General features: G+C 71.1%; 16 protein-coding genes. 4 read left to right on the top strand and 12 right to left on the bottom strand.

The features are described 5' to 3' along the window. Window positions 1–34: 34 nt before the first annotated feature. From ffh to ACIRF9_RS34595, 5 genes are all read right to left on the bottom strand, one after another. Window positions 35–1,582, bottom strand: coding sequence for a signal recognition particle protein (ffh, locus tag ACIRF9_RS34575; protein ID WP_403830363.1), 1,548 nt, complete (start codon window positions 1,580–1,582; stop codon window positions 35–37). 112 nt (window positions 1,583–1,694) lie between these two features. Next, complete coding sequence (locus ACIRF9_RS34580; protein ID WP_403830365.1) at window positions 1,695–4,151, bottom strand: [protein-PII] uridylyltransferase; 2,457 nt, start codon at window positions 4,149–4,151, stop codon at window positions 1,695–1,697. Between the two features lie 26 nt (window positions 4,152–4,177). Then, window positions 4,178–4,516, bottom strand: a complete 339-nt coding sequence (locus ACIRF9_RS34585; protein WP_003997576.1) for a P-II family nitrogen regulator — start codon at window positions 4,514–4,516, stop codon at window positions 4,178–4,180. Continuing rightward, a complete protein-coding gene (locus ACIRF9_RS34590) occupies window positions 4,513–5,859 on the bottom strand; it encodes an ammonium transporter (RefSeq protein ID WP_403830367.1) in 1,347 nt (448 codons plus the stop codon). The genes ACIRF9_RS34585 and ACIRF9_RS34590 overlap by 4 nt, the downstream gene beginning before the upstream one ends. A 348-nt stretch (window positions 5,860–6,207) precedes the next feature. Next, window positions 6,208–7,692, bottom strand: coding sequence for a hypothetical protein (locus ACIRF9_RS34595; RefSeq protein ID WP_403830369.1), 1,485 nt, complete (start codon window positions 7,690–7,692; stop codon window positions 6,208–6,210). 447 nt (window positions 7,693–8,139) lie between these two features. On the opposite strand from ACIRF9_RS34595, the gene ACIRF9_RS34600 reads away from it, so the two are divergent. Beyond that, window positions 8,140–8,796 carry a bifunctional DNA primase/polymerase gene (locus tag ACIRF9_RS34600; RefSeq protein WP_403830371.1) on the top strand — a complete coding sequence of 219 codons (657 nt, stop codon included), beginning with the start codon at window positions 8,140–8,142 and terminating at the stop codon, window positions 8,794–8,796. Between the two features lie 105 nt (window positions 8,797–8,901). Here the strand turns inward: ACIRF9_RS34600 and ftsY are convergent, their stop codons facing one another. Beyond that, window positions 8,902–10,107 carry a signal recognition particle-docking protein FtsY gene (ftsY, locus tag ACIRF9_RS34605; RefSeq protein ID WP_403830373.1) on the bottom strand — a complete coding sequence of 402 codons (1,206 nt, stop codon included), beginning with the start codon at window positions 10,105–10,107 and terminating at the stop codon, window positions 8,902–8,904. Between the two features lie 126 nt (window positions 10,108–10,233). Here ftsY and ACIRF9_RS34610 point away from each other — a divergent pair, with 126 nt between their 5' ends. Continuing rightward, on the top strand, window positions 10,234–11,205 hold the full coding sequence (locus tag ACIRF9_RS34610) for an LLM class flavin-dependent oxidoreductase (RefSeq protein ID WP_403830376.1): 972 nt from the start codon (window positions 10,234–10,236) through the stop codon (window positions 11,203–11,205). A 168-nt stretch (window positions 11,206–11,373) separates the two neighbouring features. Here ACIRF9_RS34610 and ACIRF9_RS34615 read toward each other — a convergent pair whose 3' ends face one another. The 4 genes from ACIRF9_RS34615 to ACIRF9_RS34630 form a co-directional block, all read right to left on the bottom strand. Next, window positions 11,374–12,792: a sugar porter family MFS transporter gene (locus ACIRF9_RS34615; RefSeq protein ID WP_403830378.1), complete on the bottom strand. Its 1,419-nt coding sequence runs from the start codon at window positions 12,790–12,792 to the stop codon at window positions 11,374–11,376. A 177-nt stretch (window positions 12,793–12,969) separates the two neighbouring features. Then, the gene (gene smc, locus ACIRF9_RS34620; RefSeq protein WP_403830381.1) at window positions 12,970–16,578 is read right to left on the bottom strand and encodes a chromosome segregation protein SMC; all 3,609 of its coding nucleotides are present in this window, start codon (window positions 16,576–16,578) and stop codon (window positions 12,970–12,972) included. A gap of 254 nt (window positions 16,579–16,832) precedes the next feature. Beyond that, the gene (locus tag ACIRF9_RS34625; RefSeq protein WP_030793895.1) at window positions 16,833–17,036 is read right to left on the bottom strand and encodes a hypothetical protein; all 204 of its coding nucleotides are present in this window, start codon (window positions 17,034–17,036) and stop codon (window positions 16,833–16,835) included. A 379-nt stretch (window positions 17,037–17,415) separates the two neighbouring features. Then, the gene (locus ACIRF9_RS34630; RefSeq protein WP_403830384.1) at window positions 17,416–17,697 is read right to left on the bottom strand and encodes an acylphosphatase; all 282 of its coding nucleotides are present in this window, start codon (window positions 17,695–17,697) and stop codon (window positions 17,416–17,418) included. Window positions 17,698–17,864: 167 nt separating this feature from the next. On the opposite strand from ACIRF9_RS34630, the gene ACIRF9_RS34635 reads away from it, so the two are divergent. Then, window positions 17,865–18,980 (top strand): CAP domain-containing protein, encoded by a 1,116-nt coding sequence (locus tag ACIRF9_RS34635; RefSeq protein ID WP_403830386.1) that lies wholly within the window; start codon window positions 17,865–17,867, stop codon window positions 18,978–18,980. A 31-nt stretch (window positions 18,981–19,011) separates the two neighbouring features. Here the strand turns inward: ACIRF9_RS34635 and ACIRF9_RS34640 are convergent, their stop codons facing one another. Continuing rightward, window positions 19,012–19,599: a flavodoxin family protein gene (locus ACIRF9_RS34640; RefSeq protein ID WP_403830389.1), complete on the bottom strand. Its 588-nt coding sequence runs from the start codon at window positions 19,597–19,599 to the stop codon at window positions 19,012–19,014. Window positions 19,600–19,735: 136 nt separating this feature from the next. Between ACIRF9_RS34640 and ACIRF9_RS34645 the strand changes: the two genes are divergently transcribed. Continuing rightward, window positions 19,736–20,137: a winged helix-turn-helix transcriptional regulator gene (locus ACIRF9_RS34645; protein ID WP_403830392.1), complete on the top strand. Its 402-nt coding sequence runs from the start codon at window positions 19,736–19,738 to the stop codon at window positions 20,135–20,137. Here ACIRF9_RS34645 and mutM read toward each other — a convergent pair. Beyond that, the gene (mutM, locus tag ACIRF9_RS34650) at window positions 20,110–20,970 is read right to left on the bottom strand and encodes a bifunctional DNA-formamidopyrimidine glycosylase/DNA-(apurinic or apyrimidinic site) lyase (protein ID WP_403830394.1); all 861 of its coding nucleotides are present in this window, start codon (window positions 20,968–20,970) and stop codon (window positions 20,110–20,112) included. The two genes, ACIRF9_RS34645 and mutM, sit on opposite strands and share 28 nt — an antisense overlap. Window positions 20,971–21,006: the final 36 nt, after the last annotated feature.

Consider the following 21,006-nt stretch of genomic DNA (forward strand, 5'->3'; position numbering starts at 1 on the left):
GAAGGGCGCCCTCAGTGACGTGTCCGCGAGGGCGTCAGCCCATGAACTTCTTGAACTCGTCCGGCAGCTCGAACTCCTGGCCGCCCTGCTGCGGCAGCCCGAAGGCGCCGCCCTGGGCCCCGGCCTCGCGGCGCTGGGCCGCCTCCAGCTCCTGCTGCTTGCGCTTCATCGGGTTGCCGGAGCGCTGCTTGCCCTTGGCCTGCTTGGGCTGCTTCTTCTGCCGGCCGGGGCCGCCGCCCATGCCCGGGATCCCCGGCATGCCGGGCATGCCGCCGCCCTGGGCCATCCGGGACATCATCTTGCGGGCCTCGAAGAACCGCTCGACCAGGCCCTTCACGGCGCTGACCTCGACACCGGAACCCTTGGCGATACGGGCGCGGCGCGAGCCGTTGATGATCGTGGGGTCCTGGCGCTCGGCCGGGGTCATCGACTTGATGATGGCGGCCGTGCGGTCGACGTCCCGCTCGTCGAGGTTGTTGATCTGGTCCTTGATCTGCCCCATGCCCGGCAGCATGCCGAGGAGCTTGGAGATCGACCCCATCTTCCTGACCTGTTCCATCTGGGACAGGAAGTCGTCCAGGGTGAAGTCCTGGCCCTTCTTCGACGCCAGCTTGGAGGCCATCTTCTGGGCCTCTTCCTGGCTGAACGTCTTCTCCGCCTGCTCGATCAGGGTGAGCAGGTCACCCATGTCGAGGATGCGGGAGGCCATCCGGTCGGGGTGGAACGCGTCGAAGTCGTCGAGCTTCTCGCCGTTCGACGCGAACATGATCGGCTTGCCGGTGATCTGGCGGATCGACAGGGCCGCACCACCGCGGGCGTCACCGTCGAGCTTGGAGAGGACCACGCCGTCGAAGCCGACGCCGTCGCGGAAGGCCTCGGCGGTGTTGACCGCGTCCTGACCGATCATCGCGTCGACGACGAAGAGGATCTCGTCCGGCGAGACCGCGTCCCGGATGTCCGCGGCCTGCTGCATCATCTCCTGGTCGATGCCCAGGCGGCCGGCCGTGTCCACGATCACGATGTCGTGGACCTTGGACTTGGCGTGCTCGATGGAGTCCTTGGCGACCTTGACCGGGTCACCGACGCCGTTGCCCGGCTCCGGCGCGAAGACGGCCACGCCCGCGCGCTCGGCGACCACGCTGAGCTGGTTGACGGCGTTCGGGCGCTGAAGGTCGGCGGCGACCAGGAGCGGCGAGTGGCCCTGCTCCTTGAGCCAGTGGCCGAGCTTGCCCGCGAGGGTGGTCTTACCGGCACCCTGCAGACCCGCCAGCATGATCACGGTGGGCGGCTGCTTGGCGAAGCGCAGACGCCGGGTCTCGCCGCCGAGGATCGTGACGAGCTCGTCGTTGACGATCTTGAGGACCTGCTGGGCGGGGTTCAGCGCCTTGGAGACCTCGGCACCGAGGGCGCGCTCCTTGACGTTCTTGATGAACGTGCGGACGACCGGCAGGGCCACGTCGGCCTCGAGGAGGGCGATGCGGATCTCGCGCGCGGTGGCGTCGATGTCCGCCTCGGAGAGCCGTCCCTTGCCGCGCAGGTTCTTGAAAGTCGCTGAGAGGCGATCGGAGAGAGTATCGAACACGGCGGCGTCGGTCCTCGGGGTCGGGAGCGGTGTGAGCGTCTTCAAGGGTATCCCGGCCGGGCAAGACCGGGTCACGGTCGTCGCCAAGACCCGGTCCCGCCCGTCGTCGGGATCAGCCCCGCAGGGTCTCCTCCAGCTTGCGCGAGACGGCCGCCGCCTCGTCGGCCGGCAGCGGTGAGCCCTCCGCGCCGGTGACGTAGAAGGCGTCGACCGCGTTGGCGCCGAGCGTGGAGACGTGCATGCTGCGCACCCGCACCCCCGCGTCCTCCAGGGCCGCGCCGATCCGGAACAGCAGCCCCGGCGCGTCCTGGGCGCGCACCTCGATGACGGTGGCGTGCCGGGAGGCCGCCGGGGCGACCGTCACACGCGGCGGGGGCGCGACCACGCCCCGGCGCCGAGGATAGGCAGCGTCGCGCTCGGCGAGCCGTCCGGCGATGTCCAGGGAGCCGTCGAGAGCGCGCACGAGGTCGGCGCGCAGCCGGGCCGCCTGGGGCAGCGAGCCGTACTCGGCGGCGACCCGCCAGTTCAGCAGCAGGACGGAGCCGTCGACGCCGTCGGGCAGGTCCAGCGCGCGCAGCTCGGCGGTGCGGACGGTCAGGCGGTGCATGGCGAGCACGCCGGCCACCGCGGGCAGCACGCCCGCCTGGTCCGGTACGGCGATGAGCAGCTCCACGCCGAGCGGTTCGGGGTCGCCGGGCGGCTGCTCCCCCGCCGATTCGGCGGGCGCCTCGGTCTGGGCACGCAGGGCGAGCACCGGGCTGCCGGTGGCGACCGCCTCGATGGCGAGGCGTTCCTGTTCGGCGGTGGGCGCGGCGGCGGCGGGCTCGTCGGGCTCGTCGCCGGCGAGGACCGCCCCGACCCGCTTGACCAGGTCCGCCACGAGCGAACCCCGCCAGGAGGACCAGGCGGCGGGCCCGGTGGCCAGCGCGTCCGCCTCGGTGAGCGCGTGCAGCAACTCCAGGGTGCTCTGCGAGCCGACGGCGTCGGCGACCGAGCGGACCGTGGCCGGGTCCTCCAGGTCGCGGCGGGTCGCCGTCTCGACGAGCAGCAGGTGGTGCCGTACGAGGGCGGAGAGCACCGCCACGTCCGCGCGGTCGAAGCCGATGCGGGCGGCCACGTCCTTGGCGATGATCTCGCCCGCCACGGAGTGGTCGCCGGGCCAGCCCTTGCCGATGTCGTGCAGCAGAGCGGCGACCAGCAGGAGGTCGGGGCGGCTGACCCGGCGGGTGAACTCGGAGGCGCGGACGGCGGTCTCGATGAGGTGCCGGTCGACGGTCCAGATGTGCACGGCGTTGCGCTGCGGCCGGCAGCGCACCCGCTCCCAGTCGGGCAGCAGCCGGGTGATCAGACCCTCGGCCTCCAGCGCCTCCCACACCTCGATGGTGGGCCGGCCCGAGCCGAGCAGGGTGACCAGCTGTTCCCGGGCCTCGGCGGGCCAGGGCGTGGGCAGGGGGCGGGCGGTGCCGGCGAGGTGCCGGACGGCGTGCAGGGAGAGCGGGAGGCCGGCCTGGGCGGCGGCGGCCGCGGCACGCAGGGGGAGCACGGGGTCGCGTTCGGGGCGTGCGGCGCGGGCGAGCACCACCTCGCCGTCCTGCTCCACCACGCCTTCGGCGAGCGGAGAGCGCTCGGGCACGGGCTTCCCGCCGCCGAGCATGGCGCGCAGACGCGGCCGTACGGCGCGCGACCGCAGCACGCGCCCCACTTCGCGCCAGGTGACATCGCTCGCGTACGAGATGACGCGCGCCGCCTCGTACACCTGCCGCAGCAGCGTGTCGGCGTCGAGGAGTCCCAGCTCGGCCGCGACCTGATCCTGTTCCTGAAGGGCCAGCCGGTCGGTCGCGCGGCCGGTGGTCAGGTGCAGCGCGTCCCGCACGTCGAGGAGCCGGCGGCGGGCGTCGTCGAGGCCCTCGCGGGGCGCGTCGGCCAGCCAGGAGGCGGCCACGGCACGCAGGGCGGTGGCGTCCCTGAGGCCGCCGCGGGCCTCCTTGAGGTCGGGTTCCAGCAGGTACTGCAGCTCGCCCTGGCGCTCGGCGCGCTCGGCGCACAGTTCCTGGAGTTCGGGCAGGCGCTTGGGCGCCTGGTTGCGCCAGTCGGCGAGGACGGCGGTGCGCAGTCCGGCGGTGAGGCCGAGATCGCCGGCGAGATGGCGGGCGTCCAGCAGGCCGAGCTGGACCTTCAGGTCCTCCCCGGCGGTCTTGCGGGCCTCCGCCGGGGTGCGGACCGAGTGGTCGAGGGCGAGGCCCAGGTCCCAGACGGGGTACCAGAGGCGGTCGGCGAGGGCGGCGACCGCCTTGCTGTCACTGCCGTCGTGCAGCAGCAGGAGGTCGAGGTCGCTGCGCGGGGAGAGTTCGCCGCGGCCGTAGCCGCCGACGGCGACCAGCGAGACGCCCTTCATGTCCTCGGTGCCGGCGGCGAACAGTCCGGTGAGCCAGTCGTCGGTCAGCTCGGAGAGGGCCGCACGGCGCGGCGGCCCGGACCGCGCCCCCTCGGTGAGGAGGCGCAGCCGGGCCGCCGCGTAGCCGCTGGGTCCCGAGTCCTCTGCTTCTTTTCGCACGTTGGTGCTCGTCACCCAGCGACTCCTGTTCTGTTCTGCGGTCAGAGCGCGTCCGGGCCGCGCTCGCCGGTGCGGACCCGTACGGCCGTCTCGACCGGGAGGGACCAGACCTTGCCGTCACCGATCTTGCCGGTGCGGGCCGCCTTGACGATGACGTCGATCAGCTGTTCGGCGTCGTCGTCCTCGGCCAGCACCTCGATGCGGATCTTGGGGACCAGGTCGACCGTGTACTCGGCGCCGCGGTAGACCTCGGTGTGTCCCCGCTGACGACCGTAGCCGCTCGCCTCGGTGACCGTCAGACCGTGCACCCCGAAGGCCTGCAGGGCCTCCTTGATCTCGTCGAGCCGGTGGGGCTTCACGACGGCGGTGATGAGCTTCATGCGTCCACCTTCTTGCTGTCGGCGCCGACGGCGGCCGGCACGGCGGTCGTACGGGCGGCGCCACCGCCGGCACCGCTGAAGTCGTATGCGGTCTCGGCGTGCTCGGCCTGGTCGATGCCGGCCACCTCGTCGTCCTCGGAGACCCGCATACCGATGGTCTTGTCGAGGAGGAAGGCGAGGATCGCGGAGGCCACCAGCGAGTAGGCGAGGACCGCGAAGACACCGGCGCACTGCTTCCACAGCTGGTCGAAGGAGTGGTCGCCGTAGAAGACACCGGTCGCCGTGGACTGGCCCTTGCCGGTGGCGAAGAAGCCGATCAGCAGGGAGCCGACGACACCGCCGACCAGGTGGACACCGACGACGTCGAGGGAGTCGTCGTAGCCGAACTTGTACTTCAGGCCGACGGCCATGGCGCACAGCAGACCGGCGATGGCGCCGACGGCGATCGCGCCGAGCGGGGAGACCGCACCACCCGAGGGGGTGATGGCGACGAGGCCCGCGACCGCGCCGGAGGCGGCGCCCAGCGTGGTGAACGCGCCGTGGCGGATCTTCTCGTAGACGAGCCAGGCCAGCATGGCGGCGGCGGTGGCGACCTGCGTGTTGACGAACATCAGCGCGCCGACGCCGTCGTCGTTGCCGAGCCACGAACCGGCGTTGAAGCCGAACCAGCCGAACCACAGCAGACCGGCGCCGAGCATGACCAGCGGGAGGCTGTGCGGGCGCATCGGGTCCTTCTTGAAGCCGACGCGCTTGCCGATGACCAGGATCACGCCGAGGGCCGCGGCACCGGCGTTGATGTGGACCGCCGTACCACCGGCGAAGTCGATGACACCGAGCTCGAAGGCCCAGCCGCCGGCGCCCCAGACCCAGTGCGCGACCGGGAAGTAGACGACCGTGGCCCACAGGGCGACGAACAGCGCCCAGGCGGAGAACTTCACGCGGTCGGCCAGCGCGCCGCTGATCAGGGCGGGCGTGATGATGGCGAACATCATCTGGAAGACCATGAAGACGAAGATCGGGATGGTGTATCCGTCCCACAGCTCCGTCAGGCCGATGTTGCTGAGACCGACCCAGTCGGAGTTCCAGCCGATGACGCTGCCGGAGTCGGTACCGAAGGCGAGCGAGAAGCCGTACAGCACCCACAGGATGGTGACGATCCCGATGCTGATGAAGCTCATCATCAGCATGTTCAGCGTGCTCTTGACGCGGACCATGCCTCCGTAGAAGAAGGCGAGGCCCGGGGTCATGATCAGCACCAGGGCGGAACAGATGAGCATGAAGCCTGTGTTCGCGGACGACAGCTTGGGTGCCTCCGCGGCAAGCGTGATGGCGGCTGATGCCATCGGCGTCTCCTCGTCGATTGGTACGGCCCCGTGCGGGCGAAGCCAGAAGCGGAAATGAGGGGTGGGCCGGTTATGCGCCATGAGATTGACGCAGCGCCGTTTCGGTGGAAGCCCCTCGTTGTTTCGCCGCCGTGACGAAGGCGCCTCGTGCGTTACGCCTCGGTGAACTGCCTGATGTGCGCGGAGCGGATCGTTATCGTGGCGCAACCTTCACTGGAGGAAGGAAAACCGGCCGCGGGCGGCCTTCCGATGACCTGGCATGGGGGAGCCGAGTCGGGCACTTCGGGAGGGCCGGCCGCGGCCGGGGTTCAGGGTTTTCTCGGTGGTTCAGCTGTGGATCAAGGTCGTTCAGACGGCTGCGGCCGTCTCCGGCAGCTCCATGGCGAGCCGCTCGGTGAGGTCCACGACCTCGGAGAGGTCCCCGAAGTCCCGGACGGCGGTGTCGACGGTCTTTCGAATACGAGTGTTGACGCGCTCGGAGCGGACCTTCTTCGCCTCCTTCATGGCCTGCGCGGCGAGCTGGGCGCTCTGCCCGGGCTCCTGGCGCAGCAGGTGGACGGTGGCCATGCCGATCAGGTTCAGCACGTACGAGCGCTGGTGGTCGCCGTCGCCCGCGAACAGCTGGACGGCCTTGTGCATCAGGGGCTCGGCGAGCGAGGCGTAGGTGGGGCTGCGGCCGGCGACATAGGCGAGGTCGCGGAAGGAGTGGCTGTTCTCGCCGTACAGCTCGGCCTCGGAGAAGAAGCGGATCCAGTCGGGGTCGGGCTCGTCCCACTCGTCGGCGTCGGCGAAGGTGTCCTCGGCCATCCGCACGGCCCGCTTGCACCGCCCGGGCTGTCCCATGTTGGCGTAGGCGCGGGCCTCCATCGCATACAGCATGGACTGGGTGCGCGGGCTCGCGCAGTCGCGGCTGCCGTACTGCGCGAGATGGATGAGCTCCAGGGCGTCCTCGGGCCGCCCGAGGTGGATCATCTGGCGGCTCATGCTGGAGAGGATGTACGAGCCGAGCGGCCGGTCACCGGCCTCCTTGGCGGCGTGCAGGGCGAGGACGAAGTACTTCTGGGCGGTCGGCTGGAGCCCCACGTCGTACGACATCCAGCCGGCGAGCTCGGCCAGCTCGGCGGCGACCTTGAACAGCTTCCTGGAGGTCGCCTCGGGCTGGGGTTCCTGGAGGAGGTCCGTCACCTCGTGCAGCTGGCCGACGACGGCCTTGCGGCGCAGTCCGCCGCCGCACTGGGCGTCCCACTGCCGGAACATCACCGTGGTGGACTCCAGCAGGTCCAGCTCGGGCTTGGAGAGCCGGCCGCGGGCCCGGCTGGTGGGGAAGGACTCCGGTTCCGGGAGCGGGGCGGGCGGCGTGGGGACGAGCCAGCGCTGCATCGGCTCGATGAGGGACGGGCCCGCGGACAGGGCCAGCGAGGTTCCGAGGAAGCCGCGCCGCGCCAGCATCAGGTCGCTGCGCGAGAACTCGCTGAGCAGGGCCACCGTCTGCGGACCCGTCCAGGGCAGGTCGACACCGGTCGCCGAGGGTGCCTGGCGCGTGGCGCGCAGACCGAGGTCCTCGACGGAGACGACACAGCCGAACCGCTCGGAGAACAGCTCGGACAGGATCCTGGGGATGGGCTCGCGGGGGTTCTCGCCGTCCAGCCAGCGACGCACGCGCGAGGTGTCCGTGGAGATGTGGTTGGCGCCCAACTGGCGTGCACGACGGTTGACTTGACGGGCCAGTTCACCCTTCGACCAGCCGCTGCGCACGAACCACGAGGTGAGCAGCTCGTTGGGGCGCTTGTCCGCACTCGCAGCGTTGCTCCCGCTTCCGTCGTTGCCGCTCACTGGAACGCCCCCATCCCTGAGACCACTTGTCACTGAGTGCGCCAAGCCTTATCAGAATGCCGGTAAATACGGCCCCTCGTCCGGTAGTTGTCACCCCTCGAACGGAAAGTCGACTTGCCTCCGGCATACCCGCAAGTGCATGTGCCTCCAGGACCCGCACACTCAAAGTAATCCTACGATCACGGCTCCAGCCACGGCGATCCCGGAAACGCCACCATTCGCCACCCCTTCGAATGAACTCGCGACGGCTCGCACGCGATTCACTTGACACCGGACGGCCGGGAGTGAGCGGAGCGAAGCACTCAGGGGCGCACACAGCCGATCACACCACCCGGCGCGCTTCCGGACGCCGCCTGGAACAGGCGGACGACGGGCAGCGAAAGCACGCAGAGTTACGACATGCGTCCGTTACGTAACCATCGGCGCGTCGAACCCGTTGGAGGGGGCATGGGCTTCACGATCGGCGGCATTCGCGAGATCCGCTCCGGCGCGCGCAGGCGCGGTCGCTCGTCCGAGTGCACCGCCGTCGCCGAGTTCACGGGACTGTGGGGCTGGGACGTCGTACCGGGCGCCCGGGCCGCGGCCGGCGTCTGCTCCTGCGGACGCGCGGACTGCCGCGCACCCGGCGCGCATCCCCTGGGGTTCGCCCCGCGCGTCCCCGCCGGCGCCACCCTCGACGACGCGACCAGGGCCTGGGCGGAGTTCCCGGGCGCCGCGGTGATGCTGCCGGTCGGGCGCGCGTTCGACGTGATCGAGGTGGCCGAACCGGCCGGGCGCCGCGCCCTGGTCCGGCTGGAGCGCATGGGCCTCCCCCTCGGCCCGGTCACCGCCACCCCCGAGGGCCGTACCCAGTTCTTCGTCGCCCCCGGCGCGGCCGCCGAGCTGACCGACCTGCTCTACCGCATGGGCTGGGACGACCCGGCAGCCCTCGACCTGCGCGGCCTCGGCCCGGGTACGTTCGTCACGGCGCCGCCCTCCGACCGCGGCGGCCTGGGCCCGGTCCACTGGCTGCGCCCGCCGGCCCTGGACTCGGCGACCCGCCCGCCGGAGGCCCGGCTGCTGCTGGGGACGCTGGCCTACGTGGCCCACCGGTCGCGCGCGTAGGGCCTGCCCGGCACCTTTCATCGACGTACACAGCGAAGCGCCCGCCCCGACTGCACCTGGGGGCGGGCGCTTCTCCGGATCCGGATCCCGGACGCGGAAGCTGGATCACTCTCCGATAAGGGCGTCAACGAACGCCTCCGGCTCGAACGGGGCCAGGTCGTCCGCGCCCTCGCCGAGTCCGACGAGCTTGACCGGGACGCCGAGCTCCCGCTGGACGGCGACGACGATGCCGCCCTTGGCGGTGCCGTCGAGCTTGGTCAGCACGATGCCGCTGATGTCGACGACCTCGGCGAAGACCCGGGCCTGGACCAGACCGTTCTGCCCCGTGGTGGCGTCGAGGACGAGCAGCACCTCGTCGAGCGGGGCGTGCTTCTCGACGACCCGCTTGACCTTCCCCAGCTCGTCCATGAGCCCGGTCTTGGTGTGGAGCCGCCCGGCGGTGTCGATGAGCACCACGTCGACGCCCAGTTCCTTGCCCTCCTTCACCGCGTCGAAGGCGACGGAGGCGGGGTCACCGGCCTCCGGGCCGCGCACGGTATGGGCGCCGACCCGCTCGCCCCAGGTCTGCAGCTGGTCGGCGGCGGCGGCACGGAAGGTGTCGGCGGCACCCAGGACGACGGTCCGCCCGTCGGCCACGAGCACGCGCGCCAGCTTGCCGGTGGTGGTGGTCTTGCCGGTGCCGTTGACGCCGACGACCATCACGATGCCGGGCTTGCGGTCCTCGGGCTCGGTCTTCACCGTGCGGTCGACATCGGTGCCGACCAGCTTGAGCAGCTCCTCGCGCAGCAGTCCGCGCAGCTCCGCGGGGGTGCGGGTGCCGAGCACCCTGACGCGCTCACGCAGCCGCTCCACCAGCTCCTGGGTGGGCGCCACGCCGACGTCGGCGGTGAGCAGGGTGTCCTCGACCTCCTCCCAGGTGTCCTCGTCGAGGTGCTCGCGCGAGAGCAGCGTGAGCAGGCCCTTGCCGAGCGCGTTCTGGGAGCGGGAGAGACGGGCACGCAGGCGCACCAGGCGGCCTGCGGTGGGCTCCGGGATCTCGATCTCGGGAGCCTCGACGACGGGCGGCTCCTCGACCGCGACTCCGGTCGAGCCGCCGTCGGGAAGATCCACCTCCTCGATCGTGCGGCGCGGTTCGTCGCGCGGCGTCTCGGCCTCGTCGCCGACGTGCGGCTCGGCCGGAGGCGCGGTGATGTCGGGCGCTGCGGGGGGCGGCGGGGGCAGCGGCTTCTTGCGCCGACTGCCGACGACGAGCCCACCGAGCACCGCGAGCACGACCACGGCGATGACTACAGCAAGGATGACGGTTTCCATAACCCGTCCAGTATCCATCCCTCCCCCGGCGAGGGCCCGGCTCCCCGGGGCGGGTGTCTCCGCGCCCCTGGTTACCTGACGGCCCGTCAGCTACGGTCCTCCCACATCCGCCGAAGGGGGTCCCCCATGCCCGTCACCGTCGTCCGTTTCAATCTCGTCGCCCCCGGCGCCTCCCCCGCCGAGCTGGGCGAGCGCTACCGGGCCGCGCTGGAGATGGCCGCGTATGCCGACGAGCACGGGGTGACCACCGTGCAGACCGAGGAGCACCACGGGGTCGAGAACAACTGGCTGCCGTCGCCGTTCGCCTTCGCGGGCGCGGTGCTGGGGGCGACCCGGCGGCTGGCGGTCACCGTCTCGGCGGTGATCGGCCCGCTGCACGACCCGCTGCGGCTGGCCGAGGACATCGCGGTCCTGGACCTGCTCAGCGGCGGCCGGCTGCTCACGGTCGCCGGGATCGGCTACCGGCCCGAGGAGTACGCCCGCGCCGGCGTCGACTGGAAGCGGCGCGGCCGCCTCCAGGACGAGCTGCTGGAGACCCTGCTGAAGGCGTGGACCGGGGAGGAGTTCGAGTACCGCGGCCGTACCGTACGGGTCACCCCGCGCCCGGCGTCCGATCCGCACCCCCTCCTTCTGGTCGGCGGCTCCTCGAAGGCGGCCGCCCGCCGGGCCGCCCGGCTCGGACTGCCGTTCTTCCCGAGCGCGTACCTGCCGGAGCTGGAGTCGTATTACAAGGAGCGGCTCGTGGAGTACGGGACGGAGGGCTGGACGATGATGCCGACGGCCGAGACGCCGTTGCTGCACATCGCGGAGGACCCGGACCGGGCGTGGGCGCGGTACGGCGACCACTTCCTGCACGAGGCCCGGACGTACGCCTCCTGGCAGTCCGGCGAGATCCGCTCGGCGGTCCGCTCGGCAGCGGCGACGGTCGAGGAACTGCGGGCGGAGGGCGTCTACCGGATCCTCACCCCGGACGAGTGTGCGACCCAGGACCTCGACAACCTCGTCCTGCATCCCCTGGTGGGCGGCATGCCGGTGGAGGAGGGCTGGCGGAGCCTGCGGCTGTTCGCGGAGCGGGTGCTGCCGGCGCTGGAGGGCTGAGCCGCGGAGGTGTGCGCCGGCCGGACGTCCGTGGCACGCCGCCGCCCCCGGTCCGGGGTGGCCGGGCCGGGGGCGGGGGCAGGGTTCGGGGAGAGGGGCAGCGGGGTCGGGCCCTTCTCCCCGGGCTCGGGGGCGTACTCCCGGGACTGGCGCGGGGTTCGCGGGCGGTCAGCCCATCTCCTCCAGGGCCTTGCCCTTCGTCTCCTTGACGTACTTGAGGACGAACGGGATGGAGAGCGCGGCGGAGACGGTGTAGATCACGTACGTCACGGAGAGGTTCCAGTCGGCCAGGGACGGGAAGCTCGCGGTGATGGCCCAGTTGGCGATCCACTGCGCGGAGGCGGCCACGCCGAGGGCGGCGGCGCGGATCTTGTTCGGGAACATCTCGCCGAGCATGACCCAGACGACCACACCCCAGGACAGGGCGAAGAAGAGGACGAAGACATGGGCCGCGATCAGGGCGGTCCAGCCCTGGGCGGCCGGCAGCTTGCCGTCGACCAGGTCGAAGGAGAAGGCCCAGGCCTCCAGGGCGAGGCCGACGACCATGCCGACCGAGCCGATGATCGCGAGCGGCCGGCGGCCGACGCGGTCCACGAAGATCATGGCGATCACGGTGCCGACGATGTTGATGATCGACGTGGTGAAGGAGTAGAAGAACGACTCCGTCGGGTCGACGCCGACCGACTGCCACAGCGTCGAGGAGTAGTAGAAGGCGACGTTGATACCGACGAACTGCTGGAAGACCGACAGGCCGATGCCGATCCAGACGATCGGCTTGAAGAAGAAGCCGCCGCCGAGCAGGTCCTTGAAGGTGGACTTGTGCTCGCTGTTCATGGCGCGCTCGATCTCGGTGACGCGGGCGTCGAGGTCGGTGCTCTCGCCCTCGACCTCGGCGAGGATCTCGCGGGCGCGTTCCCGCTTGCCGACGGAGATCAGGAAGCGCGGGGACTCGGGGATGGCGAAGGACAGCAGACCGTAGAGGACGGCCGGGACGACCATCACGCCGAGCATGACCTGCCAGGCCTCCAGGCCCATGAGCTCACCGCGCTGGTCGCCGCCGGCGGCGTTGAGCAGGCCCCAGTTGACCAGCTGCGAGATCGCGATGCCGATGACGATCGCGGCCTGCTGGAAGGAGCCGAGCCGGCCGCGGTAGGCGGGCGGGGCGACCTCGGCGATGTAGGCGGGGCCGATGACGGAGGCCATGCCGATGGCGAAGCCTCCGACGACACGCCAGAGGGCGAAGTCCCACAGGGAGAAGGGCAGTGCCGAGCCGACGGCGCTGACCGTGAACAGCACGGCGGCGATCTGCATGACCCGGATGCGGCCGATGCGGTCGGCGATGCGGCCGGCGGTCGCGGCGCCGATGGCGCAGCCGATCAGGGCGATGGCGATGACCTGGGCGAGGGCCGCGGAGCCGATGTCGTAGCGGTCCCGGATGGCCTCGACGGCGCCGTTGATCACGGAGCTGTCGTAGCCGAAGAGGAATCCGCCCATCGCCGCTGCCGCCGCGATGAAGATGACGTGCCCGAGATGATCGGGATGAGCCGTACCGGCTCCTGACTTCTGTGCCTGTGCTGTGCTCGTCACGTTCAACTCCTAAGGCCATCGGCAACGCTGCCTGAAGGCAAGAACAACGATGGAGACCCTATGCCTTCAAGTTCCGAAAGCACTAGGTGGGGTGATGTGAGAAAACAGGCATGACTGAGGAGATTGAGTTCAAGGATTGAAGGAATAAGGCGGGCGCGAATAAGCGCCGGGCGCTGCCTACCGCAGCCGCTGGCTGATCACCTTGGACACACCGTCGCCCTGCATGGACACGCCGTACAGCGCGTCGGCGACCTCCATGGTCCGCTTCTGGTGCGTAATCACGATCAGCTGCGAGGACTCCTGCAGCTCCTGCATGATGCGGATCAGCCGCTGCAGGTTGGTGTCGTCGAGGGCGGCCTCGACCTCGTCCATGACGTAGAACGGGCTGGGCCGGGCCTTGAAGATCGACACCAGCATGGCCACGGCGGTCAGCGACCGCTCACCACCCGAGAGCAGGCTGAGCCGCTTGACCTTCTTGCCCGGCGGCCGGGCCTCGACGTCCACACCCGTGGTGAGCATGTTGTCGGGGTCGGTGAGGATCAGCCGCCCCTCGCCACCCGGGAAGAGCCGGCTGAAGACGCCCTCGAACTCCCTCGCCGTGTCCCGGTACGCCTCGGTGAAGACCTGCTCGACGCGCTCGTCGACCTCCTTCACCACCTGAAGCAGGTCGGCGCGGGTCTTCTTCAGGTCCTCCAGCTGCTCACTGAGGAACTTGTGGCGCTCCTCCAGCGCGGCGAACTCCTCCAGCGCCAGCGGGTTCACCTTGCCGAGCTGCTGGTACGCCCGCTCGGCGGCCTTCAGCCGCTTCTCCTGCTCGGCGCGCCGGAACGGCACCGGCTGGTTGCGGGGGTGCTCCGGGTCCTCCGGCAGCACCTCGCCCTCGGCGGGCGGGGAAGGCGGTACGAGCTGATGGGGGCCGTACTCGGAGACGAGCCCCTCCGGCTCCACGCCCAGCTCCTCCAGCGCCTTCGTCTCCAGCTGCTCGATCCGCATCCGCTTCTCGGCGCCGAGGACCTCACCGCGGTGGACCGAGTCCGTCAGCTTGTCGAGCTCGGCCTTGAGATCGCGCCCGGCGGTGCGGGCGGCGGCCAGCTCCTGCTCACGGCGGGCCTTGGCGGCCTCGGCGGCGACGCGCTCCTCGCCGGCCCGCCCCAGGGACACCTCGACGTGCGTGAGCAGCTGCCGCGCACCGGAGGCGACGGCCTCGGCGACGGCGGCCTCGTGCCGCAGCCGGGCCCGCCGCTGCTCGGCACGCGCGCGTGCCTCACGTTCGGCCCGCGCGGCCCGGTCCAGCGAGTCGGCCCGCCCGGCCAGCCCCTTGACCCGCTCCTCGTGCGTACGGACCTGGAGGCGGGCCTCCATCTCGGTCTGGCGTGCGTTGGCCCCGTCGGCGGCGAGCCGGTCCCGCACCGAGGTGTCGGGTTCCTCCTCGACCGGCATCTCCTCGGCGACGGCCAGCCGTTCGGCGAGTTCCTCGACCTCCTCCAGGGCCTTGTCGAGGGCGTCCTGCGCCCGTGCCGCCGCCGCGGTGGACCGCTCGGCCTCCCCGGCGGCACCGCGCGCCTGCCCCGCGAGCCGTCCGAGCTGCTGGGCCACGGCCGACTTCTCCCGGTCGGCGGCCCGGCGCCGCTCCCCCAGTTCCTCGACGAACGCGGCGCACTCCTTGCGCCGCTCGCCGGCGGCGTGCTGTGCCTCGGTCAGGTCCTCGCAGCGGACCGCCAGCTCTTCCAGCTCGGCGGCGGCCTCGTCGACGGACGCCTGTACTTCGAGGAGGCTGGGTGCGCCGGCTGAGCCACCGTGGGCGAAGTGCGCTCCGAGCAGGTCGCCTTCGGCGGTTACGGCGGTCAGTTCGGGGTGCCGGTAGACCAGCTCCTCGGCGTCCTCCAGGGTGCCGACGACGACGATGCCGTGCAGGAGGCGGTGTACGGCGGGCATCAGGTCGGCGGGGCCGCGGACGAGGTCTGCCGCGAGAGGTCGTCGGTCGTCTGCGGGTGCATTGTGGCTGGTCGCGCCCCGCGGCGGAGCCGCATAGTGATGCTGCCCCGCGCCCGTGTCGGGCGCCTCTGGTGCCCCCGCCAGCAGCAGGGCCGCCCGCCCGGCGTCCTGCTTGCGCAGCAAGCGGAGAGCCTCAGCCGCCGCAGCCGGGGTCGTCACAGCGATCGCGTCGGCGGCGGCGCCGAAAGCGGCGGCCAGCGGTACCTCGTAGCCGGGGGTCACCGTGAGCAACTCTGCCGCCGGGCCCAGCAGACCGGTGAGACGGTCCGTGGCCTCGAGCAGTGCCCCCGTCCCGTCCTTGCGGCGCAGCCCCAGCGCCAAGGCCCCGTGCCGGGCCTTGGTCGCCGCGCGGTCGCGTTCCGCCGCGGTGGCCGCCTCGCGGGCGGCGGTGAGGGCGGCCTCGGCCTCGGTGAGCTGCCGCTTCGCCGCCTCGTGCCGCTCGGCCAGCTCCGCGTCGCCCGCGTCGAGGCCGTCGACCTCCGCCTTGAGGGCCTCGTACTCCTCCTGCGCCGCGAACGCCCGTTCCTGGGCCTCGTCCCTCGCCGTCGCCAGCCGGTCGATCTCGGCCTGGGCGGAGGCGGCGCGCGAGCGGGCCGCGTTGACCTGGCCGTTCAGCCGGGCGAGGCCCTCGCGGCGGTCGGCGATGGCCCGGGCGACGTCCTTCAGGCGCCGTTCCTCGACGGCGAGTTCGCGCTCCAGGTCGGCGCGGTGGGCGACGGTGTCGTCGAGGGCGTGCTGGGCCGCTTCGAGGGCGGCCTCCAGTTCGGCCTCCTGCTCGCGGATGCGGGCGGCCTCGCGCTCCATGTCCTCGGGGTCGCGGCCGCGCCGCTCCTCCGGGGGCGCGGAGGTGGCGCTCTTCACGCGCGCGTCGGCGAGGGAGATGGTGCCGCGGACGCGTTCGGCGAGCTGGGACAGCTCGTACCAGGTCTGCTGGGCGCGCTGGAGGCGCGGGGCGAGCCGGCGGACCTCGTCCTCCAGGAGCCCCTCGCGCTGGAGGGCCTTCCTCAGCTCCTGTTCGGCGGCCTCCTTGCGTTCCTTGAGCGCGGCCTCGTCGGCCACCTCGGCCTGGAGCGCCTCCCGGAGCCGTACGAGATCGTCGGCGAGCAGGCGCAGGCGGGCGTCGCGCAGGTCGGCCTGGATGACGGCGGCCCTCCGGGCGACGGCGGCCTGACGGCCCAGCGGCTTCAGCTGTCTGCGCAGCTCGTCGGTGAGGTCCTGCACGCGCGCGAGGTTGGCCTGCATCGCGTCCAGCTTGCGGAGCGCCTTCTCCTTGCGCTTGCGGTGCTTCAGGACGCCGGCCGCCTCCTCGATGAAGGCGCGGCGGCCCATCGGGTCGGCGTGCAGGACGGAGTCGAGTTGGCCCTGGCCGACGATGACGTGCATCTCGCGGCCGATGCCGGAGTCGGAGAGGAGGTCCTGGATGTCGAGGAGGCGGCAGGTGTCGCCGTTGATCTGATACTCGCTGCCGCCGTTGCGGAACATGATCCGCGTGATGGTGACCTCGGCGTACTCGATGGGCAGGGCCCCGTCGGAGTTGTCGATGGTGAGGGACACCTCGGCGCGGCCGAGCGGCGGGCGGCCGGTGGTGCCGGCGAAGATGACGTCCTCCATCTTGCCGCCGCGCAGCGACTTGGCGCCCTGCTCGCCCATGACCCAGCTGAGCGCGTCCACGACATTGGACTTGCCCGAGCCGTTGGGCCCGACGACACACGTGATGCCCGGCTCGAACCGGAGTGTGGTCGCCGAGGCGAACGACTTGAACCCGCGGAGGGTCAGGGCCTTGAGGTGCACGGCGCTGGACTCTACCTTCCGGGGGTGTCTCACTCCATGAACCCGCGGTTTCACCCATGAACGCGCAGGGCACACCACACGTTAAGAAGACTGAAGGGTGGGGTGGAGGACTGGCGGGGACGGGCACGGGAGCGCGGGGGAAAGAAAGAAGGGACGCCGAAGCGTCCCTTGCAACTTCTGACAACTTAGCGGTCCGACGCGGTTGAAACGAGTCGCCCAACCACTGCGTTTGCTGTCGTGGAGCGGTGCAGCGATCAGGTGAGCGCAGGCTCCGCCTGGTGTGCGTCGATGCTCTCCATGAACCTGTCGTGAGAAGCGGCAGCCGTGAGCGCGTCGTTCTCGGCCTGGATTCGTCCGAGCTCGGATTCCAGATCCTGGACGCGCTGCTGGAGCCGTCGCATCTCGGCGAGGAGTCGCGGGTCGGAGCCGCCGACGTAACCGAGAAGCGCCTTTGCCATGATGGATGGTCCTCCACACTGAGTGACCGACCGAAGCGGTGTGGGTCGTGAGGGATTCGCACCCGCGGTACTTGACTGGATCTTGTTCGTGCTGCCGTTCATCCATGCCAAACAGCTAGGTGCGCGGGGTGCTTTCAGCGTCTCACCAAAAAGTTTGACGGTCAACACGATCACGCCCCGTATTGGCGGGCAACCCGCTCGCGCGCGGCCGTGACGGCGGCGCTGCGACTCCTGCGGGACCCTCGGGGCGTGGCGATCATCCTTGCGTGCGGAGCTTGCCACTGCAAGCGATTCTTGGCAACCACCTGCTCATTTCTGCTGTGGGCACATGCCGGTGGCACGACCCTCCGGTTGCGCGGGGCCCCTTGGCGCGGAAGGCTCAGCGGATCGCGAAGCCGTCGTATCCGCCGCGGGGTGTGTCCCATATCTCTGTGACTCCGTCCACGCGCCCGGGCGTGTCGTCACCCGCGAGCCAGTCCAGCAGACCCTCACAGCCCTCACGGGCACCCTCCGCGACGACCTGGACCCGACCGTCGGCCAAATTGAGAGCAAAGCCACTCAGGCCGCCGATCTCCAGCGCCTTGGCCCGCGTGAACCAGCGGAATCCCACGCCCTGGACGCGTCCGCGCACCCAGGCGACCAGCCGTACATCCTCGCTCATGGGTGCAACCTAACCCGGCAAAATCCCTCGAGGCACTTCCGCCCCCAGCGGCATGCGGTACCGTCCCCACCCAATGATTCTCATATGAAACTCACTCGATCGTGTGAGCTGGGTTACTCCCAAGGTCATATGAGACGGGTTGACCGATGGACGAGGAAGGCAAGGACATGGGACGCCACCGACGCTCCGCCGCCGGCCGCGCCGCCACGGGCCGCGCCACGGGGGTCACACAGACGCACGGCTCGTACACGGAAAGCCACGACCCTCGGGGTTCGTACTCCGACGGCCCGGACACGCTCGGCATCGCGCCGTACCTGAACCCGGAGGCCTACGCCGACACCGTGGCGAGAAGCCAGGAGTACCTGTACTCGACGGACGGCGAATACGCCGACACCACGGTGTTCGCGGCCGATGGCTTCACGCCCGACGGCGGTGCCGCACGCCCGGGCTCGGGCCGCCGCCGTCGCAAGAAGAGGGCCGCGACCCCGGTGAAGACGGGTCTGCTCGGCGTCTCCGCGGCGGTCGCCCTCGGCACCGTCGCGGTGGCCACCGGGGTGGTGCCCGGCCTCGAGAGCTACAAGCTCGGCGGCAGCACCGGCCCCGGCGACAACGTGCAGGCCGCCGACACCCCGAACAACTCGAACTCCGAGCAGGGCGGCACGTCGGGCTCCGCCGACACCGGCCGCTCCAGCACGTCGGCCAGTCGCGACGGCGGCCGCTCCACCTCGCCGTCGGCCTCGCCCAGCGAGTCGTCCTCCAAGGCCTCGGCCTCGGCCTCGCCGAGCAAGACGGCGACCAAGAAGCCCGAGGTCACGCCGTCGGAGAAGCCGAAGACCACCCCGTCCAAGTCGAAGGCGGCCACCAGGGCGCCGCAGAAGTCCGAGTCCGCGGTGACGGTCTCGGCCGAGGCGCAGGCCGCGGCCGAGGTGCTCAAGCTCGTCAACGAGGAGCGGGCCAAGGTCGGCTGCAGTGCGGTCGCCGCGAACAGCGCGCTGTCGGACCTGGCCGAGAAGTTCAGCGACGACATGGCGGCGCGGGGCTTCTTCGACCACACCGACCCGGACGGACTGACCCCGTGGGACCGGGCCGAGAAGGCCGGGATATCCAGCCTCGGCGGCGAGAACATAGCCCGCGGCCAGGCCGACGCGGCCGCCGTCATGGAGGCCTGGATGAACAGCCCCGGCCACAAGGCGAACATACTGAACTGCGACTTCAAGACGCTGGGCGTAGGCGTCCACTTCGGGTCCGGCGGACCCTGGTGGACGCAGGACTTCGGGTACTAGCCCCCGACCGGAAGAGCGTACGCAGAAACGATCATGCAGCCTGGGCCCGGCCGGTCAGGAAGACCTTCGCGGTCTCGGCGACCCGTCGGCCCAGGTGCTCGGCCGTGGCAACGTCGGCCTTGTGGACGGCCTCGGCGCCCTCGTCGACGTTGGTCTGCGCGGCCGCGCCGAGGAACACACCGAGGCGGTTGAGGTCGGTCTCGGAGGCGGTGGAGCTGTTCCAGCCGGGCAGCAGCCCGAGGTTGACCCAGTGCATGCCCAGCTGCGCGGCCAGGATCTGGAAGAACTGCAGGGTGTGCAGCTTGTCGCCGCTCTTGGAGCCGGAGTTGGTGAAGCCCGCCGCCAGCTTGTCCTTCCACGTCTGGGTGGCCCAGCGCGCGGAGGTCGCCTCCGCGAAAGCGTGAAAGGCACTGGACGCCGTACCCATGTACGTGGGCGAGCCGAACACGATCGCGTCCGAGCCGTCGAGCACCGCCCACTGCTCCTCGGTGATCTCGTCGACCTTGATCAGATGCACCTCGGCACCGGCCTCGACGGCACCGGCGCGGACCGCCTCGGCGAGGACGACGGTGTGGCCGTAGCCGGAGTGGTAGGCGATGGAGAGAACAGGGGTCGTCACGGAGGTACTCCTCGGGAAAGGTGAGATACGGGAGCCGCACACGGGAGCGCAGCTCACCGGCGATGACGAAAGGAAAGCACTAACTTTTGGTTAGTGCAACCTGTCGGTTAGCGCTGCCTTCGCGTACGCTGTCGGCATGACCAGCACGCAGGAGCGCACGGAGGACATGGACCTCCCGTACAACGTGTTCGCCAAGGCCTGTCCCTCGCGCGGCACGCTGGAGCACGTCACGGGCCGGTGGGGCGGCCTGACGCTCGGGGCGCTGTACGAGGGCTCGCTGCGCTTCAACGAGCTGCGCCGCCGGGTCGACGGCGTGAGCGAGAAGATGCTGTCCCAGACGCTGCACGCGCTGGAGCGCGACGGACTGGTGCACCGGGACGCGCAGCCGACCAACCCGCCGCGCGTGGACTACGAACTGACCCCGCTGGGTCGGGAGGTCGCCGAGCGGCTGCTGGCCCTCATCCACTGTGTGGAGGGCCGCATGGACGACGTCCTGACCGCCCGCGAGCGCTACGACGGGACGCGCGGCGCCCTCTGACACCTCGGGCAGAAGTAGCTGGACCGGTTCATCCACGCCCGCCGGCGCATCGGCGTGCCGCACCGCTTGCAGGGCAGGCCCTCACGGCCGTACGCGTCCAGGGACCGGTCGAAATAGCCCGACTCGCCGTTGACGTTGACGTACAGGCTGTCGAAGCTGGTGCCGCCGACGGCGAGGGCCGCGTTCATCACGTCCCGGACGTGTCCGAGGAGTTCGAAGGTGCGGGGCCGGGTGAAGCCGCCCGTCGGTCGGTCGTAGTGCAGGCGGGAGCGCCACAGGGCCTCGTCCGCGTAGATGTTGCCGACGCCGCTGATCAGCGACTGGTCGAGCAGGGCCCGCTTGATGGTGGTGCGCTTGCGGCGCAGGGCCTGGTGGAAGGCCTCGTCGTCGAACAGGGGGTCGAGGGGGTCACGGGCGATGTGCCCGATGACGTCCGGCAGACCGTCGGGGGTGGTGTCGTGCAGCGAGAGGCCGCCGAAGGTGCGCTGGTCGACGAAGCGGAGTTCGGTGGCGAGCGCGTCGGCGAAGCGCACCCGGATGCGCAGATGCTTCTCGTCGGGTGAGCCCTGCGGCTGGACCAGCAACTGGCCGCTCATCCCGAGGTGGGCCAGGATCGCCTGGCCGGTGTCCTCCAGCGGCAGCCAGAGGTACTTGCCGCGGCGGCTGGGGGTGCCGATGCGGTGGCCCTTGAGCCGGTGCGCGAAGTCGTCGGCACCCGCGAGATGACGCCGTACGGCACGCGGGTGCAGCACCTCGGCGTCGGCTACCGTGCGATGGGCGACCCATCGCTCCAGACCGCGCCGGACGACCTCGACCTCGGGCAACTCGGGCATGGGATCCCCCGGATACGCGGCGCCCGCCCCTCGGAC

Source organism: Streptomyces sp. NPDC096132 (assembly GCF_044763345.1).
GTDB lineage: Bacteria > Actinomycetota > Actinomycetes > Streptomycetales > Streptomycetaceae > Streptomyces.